This is a genomic window from Methyloceanibacter sp., from assembly GCF_050726195.1.
GTDB lineage: Bacteria > Pseudomonadota > Alphaproteobacteria > Rhizobiales > Methyloligellaceae > Methyloceanibacter.
This window is the reverse complement of the sequence record NZ_JBOHJC010000004.1, coordinates 150,861-172,321: the sequence shown is the minus strand read 5'-3', so window position 1 is coordinate 172,321 and position 21,461 is coordinate 150,861. Positions and strand designations below refer to the sequence as shown.

At 64.7% G+C, this 21,461-nt stretch carries 17 protein-coding genes; 7 read left to right on the top strand and 10 right to left on the bottom strand.

Features of this window, described 5'->3' with window-relative positions; genetic code table 11:
• Positions 1-122 precede the first annotated feature (122 nt).
• The 4 genes from ACRECX_RS04445 to ACRECX_RS04430 are packed head-to-tail and all read left to right on the top strand — an operon-like array spanning position 123 to position 3,887.
• The gene (locus ACRECX_RS04445) at positions 123-809 is read left to right on the top strand and encodes a TetR/AcrR family transcriptional regulator (RefSeq protein WP_431557603.1); all 687 of its coding nucleotides are present in this window, start codon (positions 123-125) and stop codon (positions 807-809) included.
• Positions 806-1,795: an HlyD family secretion protein gene (locus ACRECX_RS04440; RefSeq protein WP_431557602.1), complete on the top strand. Its 990-nt coding sequence runs from the start codon at positions 806-808 to the stop codon at positions 1,793-1,795. The genes ACRECX_RS04445 and ACRECX_RS04440 overlap by 4 nt, the downstream gene beginning before the upstream one ends.
• Positions 1,792-2,718, top strand: a complete 927-nt coding sequence (locus ACRECX_RS04435) for an ABC transporter ATP-binding protein (RefSeq protein ID WP_431557601.1) — start codon at positions 1,792-1,794, stop codon at positions 2,716-2,718. The genes ACRECX_RS04440 and ACRECX_RS04435 overlap by 4 nt, the downstream gene beginning before the upstream one ends.
• The gene (locus tag ACRECX_RS04430) at positions 2,715-3,887 is read left to right on the top strand and encodes an ABC transporter permease (protein ID WP_431557600.1); all 1,173 of its coding nucleotides are present in this window, start codon (positions 2,715-2,717) and stop codon (positions 3,885-3,887) included. The genes ACRECX_RS04435 and ACRECX_RS04430 overlap by 4 nt, the downstream gene beginning before the upstream one ends.
• Positions 3,888-3,930: 43 nt before the next feature.
• Here ACRECX_RS04430 and ACRECX_RS04425 read toward each other — a convergent pair whose 3' ends face one another.
• On the bottom strand, positions 3,931-5,298 hold the full coding sequence (locus ACRECX_RS04425; RefSeq protein WP_431557599.1) for a calcium-binding protein: 1,368 nt from the start codon (positions 5,296-5,298) through the stop codon (positions 3,931-3,933).
• Between the two features lie 230 nt (positions 5,299-5,528).
• Between ACRECX_RS04425 and ACRECX_RS04420 the strand changes: the two genes are divergently transcribed.
• The gene (locus tag ACRECX_RS04420) at positions 5,529-6,659 is read left to right on the top strand and encodes a helix-turn-helix transcriptional regulator (RefSeq protein WP_431557598.1); all 1,131 of its coding nucleotides are present in this window, start codon (positions 5,529-5,531) and stop codon (positions 6,657-6,659) included.
• Positions 6,660-6,665: 6 nt separating this feature from the next.
• Positions 6,666-7,796 carry a helix-turn-helix transcriptional regulator gene (locus ACRECX_RS04415; RefSeq protein ID WP_431557597.1) on the top strand — a complete coding sequence of 377 codons (1,131 nt, stop codon included), beginning with the start codon at positions 6,666-6,668 and terminating at the stop codon, positions 7,794-7,796.
• A gap of 67 nt (positions 7,797-7,863) precedes the next feature.
• Here ACRECX_RS04415 and ACRECX_RS04410 read toward each other — a convergent pair whose 3' ends face one another.
• The 9 genes from ACRECX_RS04410 to mdh form a co-directional block, all read right to left on the bottom strand.
• Positions 7,864-8,172 carry a Rieske (2Fe-2S) protein gene (locus tag ACRECX_RS04410; RefSeq protein WP_431557596.1) on the bottom strand — a complete coding sequence of 103 codons (309 nt, stop codon included), beginning with the start codon at positions 8,170-8,172 and terminating at the stop codon, positions 7,864-7,866.
• Between the two features lie 78 nt (positions 8,173-8,250).
• Positions 8,251-9,651, bottom strand: a complete 1,401-nt coding sequence (lpdA, locus tag ACRECX_RS04405; protein WP_431557595.1) for a dihydrolipoyl dehydrogenase — start codon at positions 9,649-9,651, stop codon at positions 8,251-8,253.
• Positions 9,652-9,662: 11 nt separating this feature from the next.
• On the bottom strand, positions 9,663-10,937 hold the full coding sequence (gene odhB / locus ACRECX_RS04400; RefSeq protein WP_431557594.1) for a 2-oxoglutarate dehydrogenase complex dihydrolipoyllysine-residue succinyltransferase: 1,275 nt from the start codon (positions 10,935-10,937) through the stop codon (positions 9,663-9,665).
• An 18-nt stretch (positions 10,938-10,955) separates the two neighbouring features.
• The gene (locus tag ACRECX_RS04395; RefSeq protein WP_431557593.1) at positions 10,956-13,823 is read right to left on the bottom strand and encodes a 2-oxoglutarate dehydrogenase E1 component; all 2,868 of its coding nucleotides are present in this window, start codon (positions 13,821-13,823) and stop codon (positions 10,956-10,958) included.
• 73 nt (positions 13,824-13,896) lie between these two features.
• A complete protein-coding gene (gene sucD, locus ACRECX_RS04390) occupies positions 13,897-14,775 on the bottom strand; it encodes a succinate--CoA ligase subunit alpha (protein WP_431557592.1) in 879 nt (292 codons plus the stop codon).
• Between the two features lie 20 nt (positions 14,776-14,795).
• Positions 14,796-15,212: a PIN domain-containing protein gene (locus ACRECX_RS04385; protein ID WP_431557591.1), complete on the bottom strand. Its 417-nt coding sequence runs from the start codon at positions 15,210-15,212 to the stop codon at positions 14,796-14,798.
• Positions 15,121-15,435, bottom strand: coding sequence for a DUF6364 family protein (locus ACRECX_RS04380; protein WP_431557590.1), 315 nt, complete (start codon positions 15,433-15,435; stop codon positions 15,121-15,123). The genes ACRECX_RS04385 and ACRECX_RS04380 overlap by 92 nt, the downstream gene beginning before the upstream one ends.
• A gap of 40 nt (positions 15,436-15,475) precedes the next feature.
• Entirely contained in the window at positions 15,476-16,636 is a 1,161-nt protein-coding gene (gene sucC / locus ACRECX_RS04375; RefSeq protein WP_431557589.1) for an ADP-forming succinate--CoA ligase subunit beta, read from the bottom strand.
• A 36-nt stretch (positions 16,637-16,672) separates the two neighbouring features.
• Positions 16,673-17,641 (bottom strand): malate dehydrogenase, encoded by a 969-nt coding sequence (gene mdh, locus ACRECX_RS04370; protein ID WP_431557588.1) that lies wholly within the window; start codon positions 17,639-17,641, stop codon positions 16,673-16,675.
• Between the two features lie 262 nt (positions 17,642-17,903).
• On the opposite strand from mdh, the gene ACRECX_RS04365 reads away from it, so the two are divergent.
• Entirely contained in the window at positions 17,904-21,275 is a 3,372-nt protein-coding gene (locus tag ACRECX_RS04365; RefSeq protein WP_431557587.1) for a M10 family metallopeptidase C-terminal domain-containing protein, read from the top strand.
• The last annotated feature ends 186 nt before the right edge of the window (positions 21,276-21,461 follow it).

Genomic DNA, 21,461 nt, shown 5'->3' with positions numbered 1-21,461 from the left:
AGGGAATAGTCGGGGCGTTAGCTGTTCCCAACTGCGGCCTATTGCGGTACTGACCGGTCAGTCATAAATATAGGGGTGGCGCCCCAGGCTAGAAGCCGGCAAAGGGGCGGAAGGCTCGAAACATGGCCAAAACGGACCACCTCAAGGCGCGAAAGATCGCCCCGGCGCGCAAGACCACGGAACCGCGGAAACGCGAGCGCAAGGACAGCCGGCCCGAGGAGATCGTCGCCGCGGCCTTCGAGGAGTTCGTGACGCATGGCTATTCGGGGACGCGGCTCGAGGACGTGGCCTCTCGGGCGAAGGTCTCCAAGGGCCTGCCCTATCTCTACTTCAAGACCAAGGAAGAGCTGTTCAAGGCGGTGATCCGCAGCGTCATCTCGCCGGTGTTCGACGCGATGCGCGCCCGGATGCTGGCGACGGACCTGTCGTGCGAGGACTTTCTCAAAGGGCCGTTCCTCTCGTTCCTGCAAGAGCTGGTCAAGTCGCGGCGCATCCTCATCGCGCGGCTCCTGATCGCCGAAGGACCCAAGCATCCCGAGCTTACCGCGTTCTACTACGACCACGTCATTTCGAAGGGCAAAGAGACGCTCAAGACCTTCATCGATCGTGGCATCGAGCGGGGCGAGTTCCGCGAGACGCCGCTCCGCGACTTTCCGCAGCTCATCATCGCGCCGGCGCTCATGGCGGTCATCTGGCGCACCTTGTTCGAGCGGCACCACCATCTCGACACCGACGCACTGATCAAGACGCATATCGATCTTCTGCTCGACGCGATCAGGGCGCCGGGGCGTGCGAAGGACACGCGATGAAACGCCTCCCCATCATCCTTGCCGGGCTTGTCGTGCTCGGCGTTGCGTTTCTGCTGGCCACGTTCCCGGCCAACGATGAGGCGGGTGTTCCCGGCTACATGGAGGCGGACCTCGTACTGGTCGGCTCCGAGCAGGGCGGCAGGGTCGAGAGCCTCAGCGTGAAGGAAGGCGACAGAGTCTCGCCCGGCGATCCGGTCTTCACGTTGGAAAGCTCCGAGCAGGAGGCCTCCGTCGCCGCGGCCAAAGCGCGGCTCTTGGAAGCTGAGGCCCGGCTCGCCGACGCCAAGGCGGAAATCCAGAGGCCGCGCGAGATCGAGGTGCTGGTGGCGGCGCTCACGCGCGCCGAAGCCATGCTCCAGCAGTCCAAATTGAATCTGGAGCGCGTGCGGGCGCTGTTCGACAAAGGCTGGGTGTCGAAGGCGCAGCTCGACGAGGCGGTGGCGCAGCACGACAGCAACGAAGCTGCGGTCAAGGAGGCCGATCGGCGCATCGAGGCGGCGAAGCTCCCCGGCCGCTCGGGCCAGATCGAGGCGGCGGCGGCAAGCGTCGAGGCGGCGCGCCATGCGCTCGCCGAAGCGGAGAAGAATCTCGGCAAGCGCCAGGTTTTCGCGCCTGAGAGCGGCACCGTGGAAGAGGTCTATTTCCGCCCGGGCGAAGTGGTGAACGCAGGGCAGGCGGTGGTCTCGCTCCTGCCGCCGGGCAATCTCAAGGTGCGCTTCTTCGTGGCCGAGCCCGTGCGTGCGACCTTGCATGTCGGCCAGACCGTCACGCTCACCTGCGATAGCTGCCCGCCCGACTTGCGCGCCAAGATCAGCTTCATCGCCCGCGAGGCGGAGTTCACGCCGCCGGTGATCTTCTCGCGCGAGCAGCGCCAGAAGCTCGTGTTCCTGGTCGAGGCCCTGCCGGGCGAGGCGGCGGCCGAGCTCACCGCCGGCCAGCCGGTGAGTGTGGCGCTCGGCCCAGGGGAGCAGGTGGTGCGGCAATGAAGGAGATCGCCATCGACGTGCAAGGGCTCACCAAGAGCTTCGGCGCCCGCACGGTGGTGCGGAACCTGAGCCTCAAGGTGCCGAAGGGCGAAATCTACGGCTTTCTCGGGCCGAACGGCAGCGGCAAGACGACGACGATCCGCCTGCTTTGCGGGCTGCTGACGCCGGACGCGGGTGAGGGGACCTGCCTCGGCTACGACATCCTCACCGAGCAGGATTCCATCAAGCGCCATGTCGGCTACATGACGCAGCGCTTCAGCCTCTATACGGACCTGTCCATCCGCGAGAACCTCGAGTTCGTGGCGCGGGTCTACGGCGTGCCCGACCCGAAGGCTGCGGCGAAAGAGGCGATCGACCGGCTCGGGCTCAAGGGGCGTGCCGAGCAGCTCGCCGGCGAACTGTCGGGCGGCTGGAAGCAGCGGCTCGCGCTCGGCGCCTGCATCCTGCCCGACCCGCAGCTCCTGCTGCTCGACGAGCCGACCGCAGGCGTCGATCCAAAGGCGCGACGCGAGTTTTGGGACGAAATCCATGGGCTCGCGGCGGAGGGCATCACCGTGCTGGTGTCCACCCACTACATGGACGAGGCCGAGCGTTGCCACGAACTCGCCTATATCGCCTTCGGCGAGCTGCTGGCGAAGGGAACGGCGCACGAAGTGGTCGCGAAGTCGGGCCTCAGCACGTGGATCGTGTCGGGCAAAGGCCTGCACGAGCTGGCGCTCGCACTTCAGGCGCGCGAGGGCATCGACATGGTGGCGCCGTTCGGCGCCGAGCTGCACGTCTCCGGCCGCGACAGGCGCGCGCTCGATGCGGCGATCGCAACAGCGAAGAAAGCTAATGGCGCGCATCGCTGGACGCGCGGCGAGCCCTCGCTCGAGGACGTGTTCATCGACCTGATGGACAAGTCGAAGGACAATTTCGCATGAAGGCGCCCGCCTACAGACGCCCCATCGTGACGCGGGCCGATCCCGGCTTCCTCAAGCGCACCTGGGCGATGATCGTGAAGGAGTTCGTGCAGATGCGGCGCGACCGCATGACCTTCGCCACCATGATCATCATCCCCATCCTTCAGCTCGTGCTGTTCGGTTACGCCATCAACACCGACCCCAAGCAGCTGCCGACGGCGGTGCTGGTGCGCGACGACGGGCCGCTGACCCGCGCCGTGCTCCAGGCGATGAAGAACAGCGACTATTTCGAGTTCACCACACAAGTGCGCGACCCGGCCGCGCTCGACGCCATGATCCGCTCCGGCGAGGCGCAGTTCGCGGTGGAGATCCCGGCGAGCTTCGAGCGCGACGTGCGCCGCGGCGACAGACCGGCATTGCTCGTGATCGCCGACGCGACAGACCCGGTGGCGACAGGCACGGCGATCGCCGCGCTCGAAGGCCTGACCGACACGGCGCTCTGGCGCGACCTGCGTCGGCCGGACGCCTCCATCGAAGCCCGGGCGCCGCCGTTCGAGATCAGGTTGCAGCGAAGGTACAACCCGGAAGGCCTCACGCAATACAACATCGTGCCGGGGCTGCTCGGCGTCGTGCTGACCATGACCATGATGATGTTCACCGCGCTCGCGGTGACGCGCGAGATCGAGCGCGGCACCATGGAGAGTCTGCTCGCCATGCCGATCAAGCCGGTCGAGATCATGATCGGCAAGATCGCGCCGTTCGTGCTCGTGGGCTTCGTGCAGATGAGCATCATCCTCGGCGCGGCGCATGTGCTGTTCGGCGTGCCGATCATGGGGAGCCTGTGGCTCCTGGTGGCACTGTCCACTCTGTTCGCCGCCGCCAATCTCGCCGTGGGCTACACGTTCTCGACCATCGCCGAGAACCAGCTGCAGGCGGTGCAGATGACGTTCTTCTTCTTCCTGCCGAACATTCTCTTGTCGGGCTTCATGTTCCCGTTCCGCGGCATGCCGGATTGGGCGCAATGGATCGGCGAGGCGCTGCCGCTAACCCATTTCATCCGCATCGTGCGCGGCATCATGCTGAAGGGCAACGGCTTCGCCGACATGCAGCTGGACGTGCTGGCGCTCGTGCTGTTCACCGCGGCGGCGATGGCGCTCGCGCTGTTCCGCTTCCGCCGGACACTGGATTAGCGGCCATTGGCCTTGTCAAAGCCCGGATGGTGGTCGGCGGGGCTTAGAGAAAGAAATCACCCGAGCTCAGCGCACCCACCTTCACGAAGATCTCAAAATCGGCCTTGCCGTCGCCGTTGACGTCGCCCTGAACGATGACTTTCGAGCCTTTGTCCTCGTAGCGAAGCTCGCCCTTCTTGTCGTGGAAGTCGTCCTTGCCGATGAACTTGAACTTGTTGTTGCCGGAGACGCCGGTCTTGGCGTCGATGTCCTCGAGGTCGATCTTGTCGTTCTGGCCGCGGCTGAAGTGGTTGATCTTGTCGCGCTGCGCGCCCTTCTTGCTGTCGGCGATCGCGTTGAAATCGAAGATGTCCCGGCCGGCATCGCCGAACATGACGTCCCGCCCCTTGGCGCCTGTCAGGGTGTCGTTACCCGCATCGCCAAAGAGCTTGTCGTTGCCGGAAAGACCGAAGAGGAAATCGTTGCCGCCGAGGCCGAGCAACTTATTGGCGCTGGCATTGCCGGTGATCTCGTTGGCGAGACCGTTGCCGGTACCGTTCAGCGCACCGCTGCCGGTGAGCGTCAGGTTCTCGACATCGCCGGAGGCATCGGTGGCAAGGCTGTACGTGATCGAGGAGAGCACGGCGTCGACGCCGCTTGACGCGATGCCCTCGGACACGTGGTCGGTGAGTGCGCGGACGATATAGGTGTCGTTGCCCGGGCCGCCGGAGAGCGTGTTATTCCCGCCGCCGCCATCGAGTCGGTCGTTGCCGTCGCCGCCTTCGAGCTCGTCGTCGCCGAATTCACCGAGGAGCTCGTCGTCGCCAGCGCCACCGTCAAGGAAATTGTCGCCGTCATCGCCTCTTATCGTGTCGTCGAAATTGCTGCCGATGACCGATTCGATCCCCTGGATGCTGCCGCCGGAGAGTAGATTAATGCTGACGGCCTCCGCCGAGAACAGGAAGGTGACCGTGTCGATCCCGCCGCCCCCCAAGATGAAATCCTCTACCCCGGCAGCGATGACATCGTTACCCGCTCCGCCGATAAGCCGGTTGGCGGAAGCGTCGCCGATAAGAACGTCGTTGAAATCCGACCCGGTGAGATTTTCGATACCGTTCAGCGTGTCGCCCTCGGCATCGCCGTTGGCGCCGACGCCGGCTGCGAGACTGACCGTCACCCCCGCGGCCGACGTCGCGTAGCTTGCCGTGTCGTTGCCAGTACCGCCGAAGAGAGCGTCGGCACCGGGACCGCCGATTAGTACGTCGTTGTCGGCGCCGCCATCTAGAACGTCGTTACCGCCGAGACCGAATACCAGATCGTTGCCGGGGTCTGCGAAGACCGTATCGTTGGCATCGCTGACGCTATTTCCAAACGCATCGACATAAGTCGCATTGATGACATCGTTGCCGCTCGTTCCAAAGACAGTGGCCATGGCCGCATCCTCCTGCCGCAGGGGCGTAGGTCGGAGGACAGCACAATCGCGGGCACGCTCGCGTCATCCGATCGGAGGATACGGGAGCGCCCACGGAGGTTGCCGAGGATGGGGGTTTGGCCCGTGTCGCCCGATTCCCAGGCATTTGGCCCATCTGGTGCTCCTGTCCAAATGGACTATGCTTGAGAGACGGTGCTTCCGCTCTTCGCCCAGCCCGCGAGGCTGAGTCCATGCAGAAAGGCGAACTTTCCGCCCTGATCGGCGACATCTACGATGCGGCCCTGGACCCTGAGCTGTGGCCCGGGGTGTTGGAGACGTGCGCGCGGTTCATTGGTGGCTCGGCGGCAGCGCTCTTTTCCAAGGATGCTGCCAGCAAGACCGGAAACGCCGTCTACTACTGCGGCATCGATCCTTACTACGAGCAGCTCTACTTCGAGAGAATCGTAAAGCTCGACCCGCTCACAATCGGTCACTACTTCGCCGAGATTGGCGAACCGGTCGCTGTGGCGGATATCCTTCCCTACGACGAGTTTCTTGCAACACGCGCCTATCAGGAATGGGGGCGCCCACAGGGTATCGTCGACACCTTGAACGTCGCGCTCGACAAGACGGCGACGAGCGCCGCCTTTTTCGCGATATTCCGCCACGAACGCGACGGCCTGGTTGACGATGAAGCGCGCCACCGCATGCGGCTGATCGCGCCGCACGTGCGCCGCGCCGTGCTGATCGGCAAGGTGATCGAGGCCAAGACCGAGGAGGCCGCGACACTCACCGACGCGCTCGACGGCATCAACGCCAGCATGTTCCTCGTCGACGCGAGGGGGCGCATCGTGCATGCCAATGCCGCAGGTCATGCGATGCTGGCTGAGGGTGCGGTGTTACACGCAGCCGGACCAAAGCTTGCGGCGAGCGACGGCGAGGTAGATGCGGCCCTGCATGAGGCCTTCATGGCGGCCGGCGAGGGCGACGCTGTGCTCGGCGTCAAGGGCATTGCCATGCCGCTCGAAAAGCCCGACGGCGAGCGCTACCTCGCACATGTCTTGCCGCTCAGCTCGGGCGCGCGGCGCCAGGCGGGCGTCACATATAGGGCCGCCGCCATGCTGTTCGTGCACAAGGCCGCGCTCGATACGCCCTCAATGCCGGAAGTGATTGCCGAGACCTATAGGCTCACGCCAATGGAGCTGCGGGTGCTGCTCGCCATCGTCGAGGTGGGCGGGGTGCCGGAAGTCGCCGAGGCGCTCGGCAGCGCCGAGACCACCGTCAAAACCCATCTTGGCAGGCTCTACGGGAAGACCGGCGTCCGGCGACAAGCCGACCTCGTCAAGCTGGTGGCCGGATATTCCAACCCGCTCGTCGCCTGAAACCGCATGCGCGAAGAGGAACAGCTCTCCCTTCTAATCGGCGACATCTACGACGCCACGCTCGATGCAGCGCTGTGGCTTGGGGTTCTATCCAAAATTGCCGATTTCGTCGGTGGTAAGACGGCGGGACTTCTTTCCAAGGACTCGGTGAGCCGAATCGGCAATATTCATTACAATTTTGGCGTCGACGAGCACTACATCAGGCTCTACCAGGAGACCTACTGGCGGTTTGATCCCCTCAGCGCTCTCATCTTCTATCCGGTCGGCCAGGTGACTGCCATATCGGACGTCATGCCCATGGAAGAAATACGCGAGACACGCTTCTTCCGTGAGTGGGTCGAGCCACAAGGCTGGTGGGACGCCGCGAACGTCATCCTCGAGAAATCAGCGACGAGCTTTTCGCTTCTGAGCGTCGTCCGCAACGAGGCGCAAGGTTTTGTAGATGTGGAGATGCGCCGTCGCATGCGGCTCGTGGCGCCCCATGTCCGCCGCGCAGTGCTGATCTCCAGGGTGATCGAGCTGAAAGCCACGCAAGCCGACAGCTTCGCCGAGATGCTCGACGCTCTGTCCGCCGGCATGTTTCTCGTCGATGCGAGGGGGCGCATCGTGCATGCCAATGCCGCTGGCCATGCGATGCTGGCTGAGGGTGCGGTGTTACACGCAGCCGGACTAAAGCTTTCCGCGAGCGACGGCGAGGCGGATGCGGCCCTGCATGAGGCCTTCATGGCGGCCGGCGAGGGCGACGCTGTGCTCGGCGTCAAGGGCATTGCCATGCCGCTCGCCAAGCCCGGCGGCGAGCGCTACCTCGCGCACGTTTTGCCTCTCAGCTCGGGCGCGCGACGACAGGCGGGCGCGACGCACAAGGCTGCCGCCGCGCTGTTCGTGCACAAGGCCGCACTCGACACGCCCTCAATGCCGGAGGTGATTGCGAAGACCTATAAGCTCACGCCAACGGAGCTGCGGGTGCTGCTCGCCATCGTTGAGGTGGGCGGCGTACCGGAAGTCGCCGAGGCGCTCGGCAGCGCCGAGACCACGGTCAAAACCCATCTTGGCAGGCTCTACGGGAAGACCGGCGTCCGGCGACAAGCCGACCTCGTCAAGCTGGTGGCCGGATATTCCAACCCGCTCGTCGCCTGAAAGGTACCCGCAGGCGATTAGCCTGTGAGCGGATGATGCGCTCAGCGCAAAGCGGTATGGCATGGCGCTAGACCTCGACCTCGATGTCTTCGCCGGTCACGCGGACGTTGTAGCGGGCGACGGCGTCATAGGCCGGGTCCTGAAGCACCTCGCCGGTGCGGATGTCGAACTTGGCGCCATGCCACGGGCAAGTCACCTCGAAGCCTTCGACCTCTCCCTCGCAGAGCGGTCCTTCCTCGTGGGTGCAGAGATTGTCGAGGGCGAAAAATTCGCCGCCGATGTTGAAGACGACGATCTCCTTGCCCTTGACGATGGCGAGCTTGCACTGGCCCGGCGGGACCTCGTCCGTGCGCGCCGCCTTGACGAACTCGGCCATGCACGTACCTCCCGGCATTTGTGCGCTCCAATGGAGCGCGTGCCATACGGGTCAATATAAGGCCGATGCGCCCCGATTTCACATATGGATGGGACGCTTGTCGACGGCGAGGGCCGCTTCCTTCACCGCCTCGTTCAACGTGGGATGGGCGTGGCAGGTGCGGGCGAGGTCCTCGGCCGAGCCGCCGAACTCCATCAGCACGGCGGCCTCGGCGATCATGGTGCCGGCGTCGGCACCGAGAATATGCACGCCGAGCACGCGGTCGGTCGCGGCATCGGCCAGCACCTTGACGAAGCCTTCGGTGGTGCGGTTGACCTTGGCGCGGCCATTGGCGGTGAAGGGGAACTTGCCGACCTTGTAGGTCACGCCGGCCTCCTTCAGCTCCTCCTCGGTCTTGCCGACGGAGGCTACCTCGGGCGCGGTGTAGACCACCGAGGGGATCACGTCGTAGTTCACGTGGCCCGCCTGGCCGGCGAGGATCTCGGCGACGGCCACGCCCTCGTCCTCCGCCTTGTGGGCGAGCATGGGGCCGGCGATGACGTCGCCGATGGCGTAGATGCCCGGCACATTGGTCTGGAAGTGCGGGTCCACCACGATCCGGCCGCGATTGTCCGTCTTCACACCGGCCGCGGCGAGGCCGAGCCCTTGGGTGTTGGGCGCGCGGCCGACCGCGACCAGCAACACGTCGCATTCGATGGTCTCCGCCTTGCCGCCATTTGCCGGCTCGACCGTGAGCTTCAGGCTCTTGCCTTTGGCATCGACGCCCGCGACCTTGGCGCCGAGCTTGAATTTGAGGCCCTGCTTCTCCAGCGCGCGCTGAAACTGGCGCGCCACCTCGCCGTCGAGGCCAGGGGTGATGCGCGGCAGCATCTCGACCACGGTCACCTCCGAGCCGAGCCGCGACCACACCGAGCCGAGCTCGAGCCCGATATAGCCGCCGCCGATCACCACCATGCGCTTCGGCACTTCGGGCAGCGACAAGGCACCGGTGGAGGAAACGATGCGCTTCTCGTCGATGTCGATGCCGGGCAGGCTCGCCACCTCTGAGCCGGTGGCGATGACAATGTTCTTGGCCTCGATCGTCTGCTTCTCGCCGTTGATGAACGTCACCTCGACCTTGCCTGGCGCGCGGATGCGGCCGGTGCCGTGGAAATGGTCGATCGTGTGCTTCTTCAGGAGAAAGGCGACGCCGTCGACATTGCCCTTCACACCTTCGTCCTTGAAGGCGAGCATGGCGCCAAGGTCGAGCTGCGGTTTCACCTTGATGCCCATGTCCGCAAAGCCATTGGCGGCCTCGGCATAGGCTTCGCTCGCGTGCAGCAGCGCCTTCGACGGAATGCAACCGACATTGAGGCAGGTGCCGCCATAGTTGGCGCGCTTCTCCACCACGGCGACCTTCATGCCGAGTTGCGCGGCACGGATGGCGCACACATAGCCGCCGGGGCCGGTGCCGATGACGATCAGGTCGAATTGAGCCATGCCCTATCGTCTCACAGATCGAGGACGAGGCGAGCCGGGTTCTCGAGCGAGTCCTTGACGTTCACCAGGAAGGTGACGGCCTCTTTGCCGTCGACCAGGCGGTGGTCGTAGGACAGCGCCAGATACATCATCGGCCGCGCCACGATGGTGCCGTCGCGCACCACGGCGCGTTCCTCGATGCGATGCATGCCGAGAATGCCCGACTGCGGCGCATTGAGGATGGGCGTCGACAGCAGCGAGCCGTAGATGCCGCCATTGGAGATGGTGAAGGTGCCGCCTTGCATCTCCTCCAATCCCAGCTTGCCCTCGCGGGCGCGCATGCCGAAATCGGCGATCGCCGTCTCGATCTCGGCGAGGCCGAGCTGGTCGGCGTTGCGGATGACCGGCACCACGAGCCCGCGGTCGGTGCCGACGGCGACGCCGATGTGATAATAGTTCTTGAAGACGATGTCCTCGCCGTCGATCTCGGCGTTGACGGCGGGAACGTCCTTCAGCGCCTGCACGCACGCTTTCACGAAGAAGCCCATGAAGCCGAGCTTGACGCCGTGCTTCTTCTCGAAGGCCTCGCGATAGTCCTTCCTGATCTGCATGATCGCGCTCATGTCCACGTCATTGAACGTGGTGAGCATGGCGGCGGTGTCTTGCGCCTCCTTGAGGCGCTTGGCAATGGTCTGGCGGAGCCGCGTCATGCGCACGCGCTCTTCGCGGGACTCGTCGTCCGCGGCGACGGGCGCGCGCGGGCGGGCAGGCGGCTTCGGCTTCCGCTCGCGGGCAAGCAGCGCCTGCGCGGCTTGTGCCGTCACGTCCTCCTTCAGTACCTGGCCGCGGCGGCCCGAGCCCTTGACGTCACCGGGGGTGAGCCCTTGCTCGGCAAGCGCCTTACGGGCGGCGGGGGACGGCGGCATCTCGTCGGTGGAAATCTCCTCGCGCGGCTGCGGCTCGCGCTCGAGTTCCTTCAGTTCGGGTTTGGGGGCAGGCTTCGGCGGAGCCGCCTTGGTCTCGGCCATGGAGGGTTTGGCTTCCGCCTTCGCCGGCTTCGCCTTGCCGTCACCATCGGTGATGGCGCCGAGCAGAGCGCCGACGGCGACCGTGTCGCCCGCCTGCACGACGATCTCGGAGAGCACGCCGGAGGCCGGCGCAGGCACCTCGACGGTGACTTTGTCGGTTTCGAGCTCGACCAAAGGCTCGTCGGCGGCGACCGCATCGCCCGCCTGCTTGAACCACTGGCCGACCGTCGCTTCGACGACCGATTCTCCCAAGGCCGGCACGCGGATCTCTGTGGCCATCGTCGTTCGCCTATTCCTCTAGCCCAACGCCTCGTCGAGGAACGCCTTCAACTCGCGCTGGTGCTTGCTTGTCAGCCCGGTCGCCGTCGCGGCGGAGCTTGGGCGTCCAGCATAGCGCGGCCGCCTGTGCCTGGCACCGATGTGGTCGAGCACCCATTCGAGGTTCGGCTCGATGAAGCTCCAAGCGCCCATGTTCTTCGGCTCCTCCTGGCACCATACCATCTCGGCGTCCTTGAAGCGGGACAGCTCCTGGATCAGCGCGCGGGCCGGGAAGGGGTAAAGCTGCTCGACGCGCAACAGGTAGACGTCGTTGATGCCGCGTTTCTCGCGCTCCTCGTAGAGGTCGTAATAGACCTTGCCGGAGCAGAGCACCACACGCCGGATTTGCTCGTCGGGGACGAGCTTGATGGGCTCATCCGGCTTGAACTGGGCGTCGTCCCACAACAGGCGGTGGAAGCTCGACTCCGGGCCGAGCTGGTCTAGGGCCGATACCACCTTCTTGTGACGAAGCAGCGACTTCGGCGTCATGAGCACCAGGGGCTTGCGGAACTGGCGGTGCAGCTGGCGCCGCAGCACATGGAAATAGTTGGCCGGCGTGGTGCAGTTGACGATCTGCCAGTTGTCCTCGGCGCAGAGCTGGAGATAGCGCTCCAGCCGGGCCGAGGAATGCTCCGGTCCCTGGCCCTCGTAGCCGTGCGGCAGAAGGAGAACGAGCCCCGACATGCGCAGCCATTTGCGCTCGCCGCTCGAGATAAACTGGTCGATGATCACCTGCGCGCCGTTGGCGAAGTCGCCGAACTGCGCCTCCCACAGCACGAGCGCATTGGGTTCGGCGAGGCTGTAGCCATACTCGAAGCCGAGCACGGCTTCCTCCGAGAGCATGGAATTGATGACCTCGAACTCTGCCTGCTCCTTGGCGATGTGCTTGAGCGGCGTGTACTTCTTCTCGTTGACCTGATCCATGAGCACCGAATGGCGCTGGGAGAAGGTGCCGCGCTCGGAATCCTGGCCCGACAGGCGGACCTTGAAACCCTCCACGAGGAGCGTGCTGAAGGCGAGCGCCTCGGCGGTCGCCCAGTCGATGCCTTTGCCGTCGTCGATCATCTTGCGGCGCCCCGCCATGATGCGGGCGATGGTCTTGTGCGGCGTGAAGCTCTTGGGGATGGTGGTGATCTTCTCGCCGACCTCCTTGAGCACGCTGAGATCGACGGCGGTCGTGCCGCGGCGGGCGCCTTCCTCGGCATGGCCGATGCCGGACCATTTGCCGTCGAGCCAGTCGGCGCGATTGGGCCGGTAGCCCTCGCCCGCGGCGAACTCCTCCTCGAGGTAGCCGCGGAACCGCGCCTGGAGGTCATCGACCTCCTCGCGGGTGAACAGGCCCTCGCCGATGAGGCGCTCGGCGTAGAGGTCGACCACCCCCGGATGCTCGGCGATGCGCTGATACATCAAGGGCTGGGTGAAGGCCGGCTCGTCAGCCTCGTTATGGCCATGCCGGCGGTAGCAGAACATGTCGATGACGACGGGCTTACCGAATTGCTGGCGGAACTCGGTGGCGATCTTGGTGACGTGGACCACGGCCTCCGGATCGTCGCCATTCACATGGAAGATCGGCGCGTCGATCATCTTGGCGACGTCGGACGGGTAAGGCGACGAGCGGGCGAAACGCGGCGCCGTGGTGAAGCCGATCTGGTTGTTGACGATGAAGTGGATCGAGCCGCCGGTGCGGTGTCCGCGCAGGCCCGACAGGCTCAAGCATTCGGCCACAACGCCTTGGCCGGCGAATGCGGCGTCGCCATGGAGGAGGAGCGGCAAGACTTGCTTCCGCTCCTTGTCGCCAAGTTGATCCTGCTTGGCGCGAACCTTGCCAAGCACCACGGGGTCGACAATCTCGAGATGCGAGGGGTTGGCGGTAAGCGACAGATGCACGCGGTTTTCGTCGAATTCGCGGTCGGACGACGCGCCAAGGTGATATTTGACGTCGCCGGAGCCTTCGACGTCGTCGGGCTGGGCCGAGCCGCCGCGGAACTCGTTGAAGATGGCGCGCCAGGGCTTGGTCATGACATTGGCCAGCACGTTGAGGCGCCCGCGATGCGGCATGCCGAGCACGATCTCGCGCACGCCGAGCTGGCCGCCGCGCTTGATGATCTGCTCGAGCGCCGGAACCATGGATTCGCCGCCGTCGAGACCGAAACGCTTGGTGCCGGTATATTTGACGTTGAGGAAGCGCTCGCAGCCTTCCGCCTCGATGAGCTTGGCGAGGATGGCGCGCTTGCCTTGCGAGGTGAAGCGCACCTCCTTGTCCATGCCCTCGATACGCTCCTGGATCCAGGCGCGCTGCACGGGATCGGAGATGTGCATGTACTCGAAGCCGATCGTGCCGGCATAGGTGCGGCGCAGGATGTCGAGCACCTGGCGCAACGTGGCGAATTCGAGCCCGAAGGCGCCGCCAATGAAGATGGGCCGGTCGTAATCGGCCTTGGTGAAGCCGTAGGTCTTGGGCTTGAGCTCCGGATGCTCGCGGCGGGTGACGAGCTCGAGCGGGTCGAGCTTGGCGATGAGGTGGCCGCGCGTGCGGTAGGCCCGGATCAGCAGGCGGGCGCCCAACGTGTCGCGCGCCGCGTCGACGGCCTGCTGCCGGGTCAGAGCGCCGCGCGGTGCAGCCGGCACCGGGAAGGTGCTCTTCGCTTCGCTCCATGACGGCCCGCGCGCCTCGGCGAGCACGTCGTCCGCAGCGTCGCCGAGGCTGGCAAAGAAGCTCTGCCATTCGGCGTCGAGCGAGGCGGGGTCCGTCTCGAAGCGGGCGTAGAGGTCAGCGAGATAGGTGGCGTTGGCGCCATGCAGGAACGACGTCTGCGCAAAGACGTCGTTCAGCTCATGTCGTGTCATCGGACCAAACCTGCCGGTCGGCTAGTGGATCACCGGCGTGAAGGGCAATCAAGGCGAGGGTTGGGCGCCCGGCTCACCTGTCATGTAATATTCGTGCAAGCGTCGTTCCAAGGGCGGCGGGCGATTGGGACACGACAATGCCGGCCGCCTGCATTGCCTCAATTTTACTCTTTGCGTCGCCTTTGCCGCCCGAAATCACGGCACCGGCATGGCCCATGCGCCGGCCTGGCGGCGCGGTGGCGCCGGCGACGAAGCCGACCACAGGCTTGGTATTGCCGGCGGTGATGAGGAACTCGGCGGCGTCCTCCTCGGCGCTGCCGCCGATCTCGCCGATCATGATGATGGCCTCGGTTTCGTCGTCCTCGAGGAACAGCGACAGCGCGTCGACGAAATTCGTGCCGTTGACGGGATCGCCGCCGATGCCGATGCAGGTCGATTGGCCGAGGCCGACGGCGGTGGTCTGGGCCACGGCCTCATAGGTGAGGGTGCCGGAGCGCGACACGATGCCGACCTTGCCCGGCATGTGGATATGGCCGGGCATGATGCCGATCTTGCATTGGCCGGGGGTGATGACGCCGGGGCAATTCGGGCCGACCAGGCGCGTGCCTGACTCGCACAGCGCGCGCTTGACCTTGACCATGTCGAGCACGGGCACGCCTTCGGTAATGCAGACGACGAGGCGGATGCCCGCGTCGATCGCCTCCAGGATGGCGTCGGCGGCGAAGGGCGGCGGCACGTAGATGGCGGAGGCATCGGCGCCGGTCGCTTCGAACGCGTCGCGCACCGTGTCGAATACGGGCAGGCCGAGATGGGTGGTGCCGCCTTTGCCGGGGGTCACGCCGCCCACCATCTTGGTGCCGTAGGCGATGGCTTGCTCGGAGTGGAACGTGCCTTGGGCGCCGGTGAAGCCCTGGCAGATGACGCGCGTATTCTTATCGACGAGAACGGACATGGACCCCCACGCTTACTCCTTCAAAGAAATGGATTGATGACACGAACCGGGCCATAGCTCTGCTCGTGATTGAGGTCTTCGGTATAGACGATTTCTGCGCCCAAGCGTTCGGCCGCTGCAAGGATCGCGCCGTCCCAATAATTGATGCGGTAGCGCCACGAAACTTCTATGGCCATCTGAATCAGAACCTCATCCACGATGGCGCAAGGTTGCCTCGAGAGATCCTCCACCCACCTGCGTGCATTCGCGGGAGAGAGCGGGGCGCCGGTGCGTTGTTTGATTGCAGCGGTATAGAACTCTTGCAGGACCTGAGTGGAAACGCCAAAGGCCAAGCGCCCGATTAGGTCAGCTGCCTTCGCCCTCTTGGCCTCCTCCGCCTTCTTCCCCAAAGCCGCGTAAAGCAGGACGTTCGTGTCGAGGAAACATTCGATCTTCATAGATTTCCTCGCGGTTCCATTTCCAATCGGGCCCCAGGCGTCCTTCGGACTCCTCGCTCATCTTGACGAGGCGTTTGCGCGCTTCGGCCGCTCTCTCCTCCCATCTGACAAGGCCGGTGAGATAGTCGCGCACGAGCGCGTTCACGGTGGTGCCGTGCTCTGCGGCATAGATGCGGGCCTGCCGCAACACATCCTCATCGATGGCCAGCGTAATGTTCTTCATTTACACAGGATATGTGTAACTGTGTGAATTTTCAAGCCCCCTATTTGAGGGCGGCGACGGCCTTTTTGGCCGCATCGTCGAGGTCGTCGGCGGGGATGATGGCGAGGCCGGAGTCGCGCAACAGCTCCTTGCCGCGCTCCACGTTGGTGCCCTCAAGGCGAACCACGAGCGGCACGGCAAGATGGGTCTCGCGGGCGGCGGCGATGATGCCTTCGGCGATGGTGTCGCAGCGCATGATGCCGCCAAAGATATTGACCAGCACGCCCTTCACGTTCGGGTCGGACAGGATGATCTTGAACGCCTCGGTGACGCGCTCCTTGGTGGCGCCGCCGCCTACATCGAGGAAGTTGGCGGGCTCCCCGCCATAGAGCTTGATGATGTCCATGGTGGCCATGGCGAGACCGGCGCCGTTGACCATGCAGCCGATGGTGCCATCGAGCTTCACATAGGACAGATCGTGCTTGGAGGCCTCGACCTCGGCCGGGTCCTCTTCGTGGATGTCGCGAAGCGCGGCGATGTCGGGATGGCGGAACAGCGCATTGTCCTCAAAGCCCATCTTGGCGTCGAGGCAGAGGAGGTTGCCTTCCTTGGTGACGATCAGGGGGTTGATCTCGATCAGGCTCGCGTCCTTGTCGATGAAGAGCTTGTAGAGCGCCGCCACGAGCTTCGCGCATTGCTTGGCAAGGTCGCCGTCGAGCTTCAGCGCCGCGGCGATGACGCGGCCGTGGAAGGCGCTGAGCCCCGAGGCCGGATCGACGTCGATGGTGGTGATCAGCTCGGGCGTCTTGGCGGCGACCTCCTCGATGTTGACCCCGCCTTCGGTCGAGGCGACGAAGGCGAGGCGGCCGGTCGAGCGGTCGACCAGAAGCGAGAGGTAGAGCTCCCGGGCGATGGTCGCATCCTTGACCACATAGACGCTGCGCACGATGCGGCCCTTGGGGCCGGTCTGCGGCGTGACGAGCGGCTTGCCGAGCATGCGGTCGGCTTCGGCGTGCAGCTCTTCGAGCGTCTTGACGAGCTTGATGCCGCCGCCTTTGCCGCGACCGCCGGCATGGATCTGCGCCTTGACCACGAAGGTGTCGCCGCCGAGCTCGCGCGCCCGCGCCGCAGCCTCGTGCGGGCTCGTGGCGATACCGCCCGGCGCCACCGGCGCGCCATACTGCTTGAGCAGATCCTTCGCCTGGTACTCGTGAATATTCATGCCACCCCCCCCCACCCATAGCGGCGCGAGCCTAGCCTAAGCCGTGGCGAGGTTGGGCGCGATCCTTTGGCACAGCTCGACCAGCGCCTTGACCGACTCCACTGAATGCATGAACGCGTCCTTCTCGGCCGAGGACAGGTCGAGCTCGATGACGCGCTCGACGCCCTTGGCGCTGATGATGACCGGGACGCCGGCATAGATGCCCTTCACGCCGTATTCGCCGTTGAGATAGGCGGCGGCGGGCAGCACGCGCTTCTCGTTGTTGAGATAGGACTCAGCCATGTCGAGCGCGGCGGAGGCGGGAGCATAGTAGGCCGAGCCCGTCTTGAGCAGGCCGACGATCTCGGCGCCGCCGTCACGGGTGCGCTGCACGATCTCGTCGAGCCGCTTCTGAGTGATCCAGCGCATCTTGACGAGGTCGGCAAGCGGAATGCCGGCGACCGACGAATAGCGGATCAGCGGCACCATGGTGTCGCCGTGGCCGCCGAGCACCATGGTGTGGATGTCCTGCGGGCTGACGTCAAACTCCTCGGAGAGGAAGAAGCGGAAGCGGGCCGAGTCGAGCACGCCGGCCATGCCGACCACCTTGTTGCGCGGCAGGCCGGAGGTCTTCTGCAAGGCCCACACCATGGCGTCGAGGGGGTTGGTGACGCAGATGACGAAGGCCTCAGGCGCGTATTTGCGCAAGCCGGCGCCAACCTGCTCCATGACCTTCAAGTTGATCTCGAGAAGGTCGTCGCGGCTCATGCCGGGCTTGCGCGGCACGCCGGCGGTGACGATCACCACGTCGGCGTCCTTGATCTCGGCATATTCGTTGGCGCCCTTGAACTTGGGGACGAAGCCGTGGACCGGGGCGGAGTGGGAGAGATCGAGCGCTTTGCCTTGCGGCACGCCGTCCACCACGTCGAACAGGATAATGTCGCCAAGCTCCTTGATGCCGGCGAGGTGGGCGATGGTGCCGCCGATCTGGCCGGCGCCGATCAATGCAATCTTACTCCGCGCCATGAAAACCCCCTTCTCGAGATGGCCGCCGCTACGCGTCCAGGCAGGGCTGGACGCGAGGTTTGGTTAAATGCAATCGGGGGCGGGCGCAAGGCGGGGATTTGCCGAGGCCAGGAAGGGGTTCCCAGCCTCTTTGTGAGGCCTGTCACAGTGCCGGGTCGAACACCGCCCATAATTGCTGTTTGCGGCGCCTAGCCGAGGGCAGCCGCAGCGAGAACATCCCGGCGGCCAAGCGAGCCGCGCATTGGGCGCGAGGGAGGTGTGGATGACCGACTATTTTTTCCTGGGTGGCGATCTCAGCGACGTCAATCGCTATCGCATTGGATCTGCCGACGGTCCGACGGCGACCATGCTGCCAATGGCCGGGGACACCGTGACGGGCTCGGGCTCGGGCGGCAATGGCGGGTCCTTGAGCGTCGATGAAGTCATAAATCTCACAATCACCCACAACGCGACGGTTACCGCCGACAGTGCCACGACCTTGGTGACAGTGGGCAACGTCAACGCCGTTGGGGGCGGCGCCACCATGACCATCAACGGCACCGTGGCCGGTGCCGCCACGGTCTGGGGCAACGGGACGCTCACCGCCGACACGATAACCGGCAATATTCAGGGCCGCGGCGGCACCATCACGCTCAATAACGATCTCAATGTCGGCGGCGACAGCGGCACGATCGACGTGTCGCTGCAAGGCGGGACGATGACCGTCGACGGCGCCCTCGATTTCACCGGCACACAGTCGGATGTCTCAGTCGACGACGATGCGATCCTGAACGTCGATACGATCAGCTTCGCCGGCGGCGACTCGACGCTCGGCATCACCGACGGCGGGGAAGTGAATGTCGCGAGCGCCGGCACGCTCTCCTTGAACGACGGCGACGCGATCAGCCTTACCGGCGGCACGCTCGATGCGTCGGGCCTTGCTGTCGAGATCGACGGCTCGGCGTTCAATTCGCGTGGGGAAATGTTCGTCGACCGGTCGCCGGACGGCACCCAGTCGGAGGCGAGCATCGCCTCGCTCGATGTCACCGGCTTTGGCCTGGTGCGGTCGCTCGGCGGCCTTCTCGATGTTGCCGGTGACGTCGACATCGGCGTCACGGCAGACGGCGGCAGGGTCGAGGTGTTCGATTTCTCCGGCCCGTTGGGAACGCTCAAGGCGCAGAACATCACGGTCGGCAACGGCATGGGGACCGTCGACCATTGCGGCGACTGGACCTACGCCGGAACGAGCGGCGTGCTTGCGGTGAGCACCAAGGGCTACACCTCGATCGCCGACACGCTCATTCTGGACAACGCCAACGACTCAGGCATCGGCCTGTTCGACACATCGAGCTTTCACGTCGGCGGCGACGGCGGCTACGTGCCTGGACAATTCCTGGTCGACGGGAATGGCAAGGTCATCGGCCACGGCACGATTTCGGCGCCGAGCATCGTCGTCAACGGCGGTGGCACGATCAGCGCCGCCAACGGCACGCTCGTGCTCGATTCCGAGGTAACCGGCACCGGCACGCTCCAGATCGACGATTCGGCGATACTTGTTCTGACCGATGATTGCAGTGTCGATGTGGCGTTCCTCGATCGCGCCGATACCTCGCTCGCGCATTCGTCGATCCTCAAGTTCGACGATCCGGCGAACTTCAGCGGCTCGATCTCAGGTCTGTCCACCGGCTGCACCATCGAGCTTAACGGGGACATGCTCGACGATTGGACAGGTCTCGCCAATCCAACGTTGGCGCACACCGAAATTCAGGCCGGCCAGCTCATCCTGACGTTCATCAACGACGTGGCCGGCAACATCGTCACCGGACCTGGCGCGGTGACCAAGACGATCAGTCTCGACAATGCCCCGGACGATCACGTGTTCACCATCCGCGAGTTTTTCGGCGGCGACTATGCGCTGAGCTTCACGGATGCGTCCGACCAGGTCATCACCGGCTTGGACGGCAGGCCGACGGTCGGCGCCCATCCCTATATCGACGCGCTGGTGAACGGCTGGGCCAAGTGGGACAAGGACGCGGGGCCCATCACTTTTTGGTTCGGCGAGCAGGCCAATCTCGATGCCGCCATCGATGTGCATGGCACGAATTTCGACCTCGGCTGTGACGACACAGTCGACGGCTGGTCGCAGGACGAGGTCGACGCCGTCATGCGCTCGCTCGATCTCTACACGGACATCACGGGGATTCAATTCGACGAGGCGGGCTCGGTCGAAGAGGCGAACTTCGTCTTCTGGCAAAAGCCGTTGTTCGACGGCGCGGCGGCCGGCTCTGACTTCATCAGCAAGACGGTCGACGGCCATCTCTGGCTCATCTTCGACCAGACGCAGTGGAGCGAGGAGACGCTGAACTTTGGCGGCTATGGCCAGCTCACCATCACCCACGAGATCGGTCACGCGCTAGGCCTCGTGCATCCGCATGACGGTGGCAGCGAGCCGGACCGCGGCCGTTTCCCCGGCGTGTTCTTCAACAACGATCAGTCGGTCGGCACCAACGCCCAGAACCAGGCGATCTTCACGGCCATGTCCTACAAGCAGGGATGGACCGGCGAGGCGCCGCCGCCCGCGGAATTTGGCCAACAGGGGGGCCTCGGAGCCTTCGACATCGCGGCGCTGAAGGCGCTCTACGGGCTCAACGAGAATACCAACGCGGGCGACGACGTTTACTTCCTGCCTGATTCGAATGTCATCGGCACGGGTTGGCAGGCGATCTGGGACACCGGCGGCGAGGACACGATCTCGAATTTCGGCTCGACTCTCGGGGCGACCATCGACCTCAGGGCCGCGCCGCTGCTCGGCGTCAACGCCGGCGGCTTCGTCTCGCATGCCGGCGGCATTCTCGGCGGCTTCACCATCGCCAACGACGTGGTCATCGAGAACGCCGTCGGCGGCAATGGCCATGACACGCTGATCGGCAACGATGCTGACAACACGCTCGAAGGTAGCGGCGGCAACGATACGCTAATCGGCGGCTTGGGCGCCGACACCTTGGTCGGCGGCGATGGTCACGATACCTACCATGTCGATGCCGCCGACACGATCATCGAGGGCACATCGGAGGGCCTCGATACGGTGGTCTCGTCGAGCATGAGTCTCAGCCTCGTCAATTATGGCAATGTCGAGAACCTCATGCTGCAGGGATCTGGGGGCTTCAGTCTCATTGGCAATTCCGGCGTGAACACGCTCACGGGGAACGCCGGCGCCAACAGTCTCAATGGCCTCGACGGCAACGACAAGCTCCTCGGCCAAAGCGGCAATGACACATTGCGCGGCGGAATCGGCGACGATGCCCTCACCGGCGGCGCGGGACGTGACACCATGTTCGGCGATGCCGGCAAGGACATGTTCGACTTCAATTCGATCAAAGACAGCAAAAAAGGTGGTCAGCGCGACAAGATCAGCCATTTCCAGCGCGGGCAGGACGACATCGACCTCAAGGGCATCGACGCCAAGAAGGGTGGCGGCAATCAGAAGTTCAAATGGATCGGAAAGAACGACTTCCACGATAAGAAGGGGGAGCTGCGCTACGAGGACAAGGGCTCCAAGGTCATCGTGCAAGGCGACGTGAATGGCGACGGCAAGGCCGACTTCGAAATCTTCGTCGCCGTGGGCGCCCTCAGCAAAGGCGATTTCTTCTTGTAGCGGCTCTTCCTTGTCATGCCCGCGCAGGCGGGCATCCAGTAACCACCGTGTTTCGTAATAGCGTGCCGCCGGGGTTTACTGGATCGCCCGATCAAGTCGGGCGATGACATGACTGAATGGGGAACTTGAAAAAGCGAAGGGCCGCTCCTTATGGGGCGGGGTCCGCCGCACCGGCATTGCGCCAGA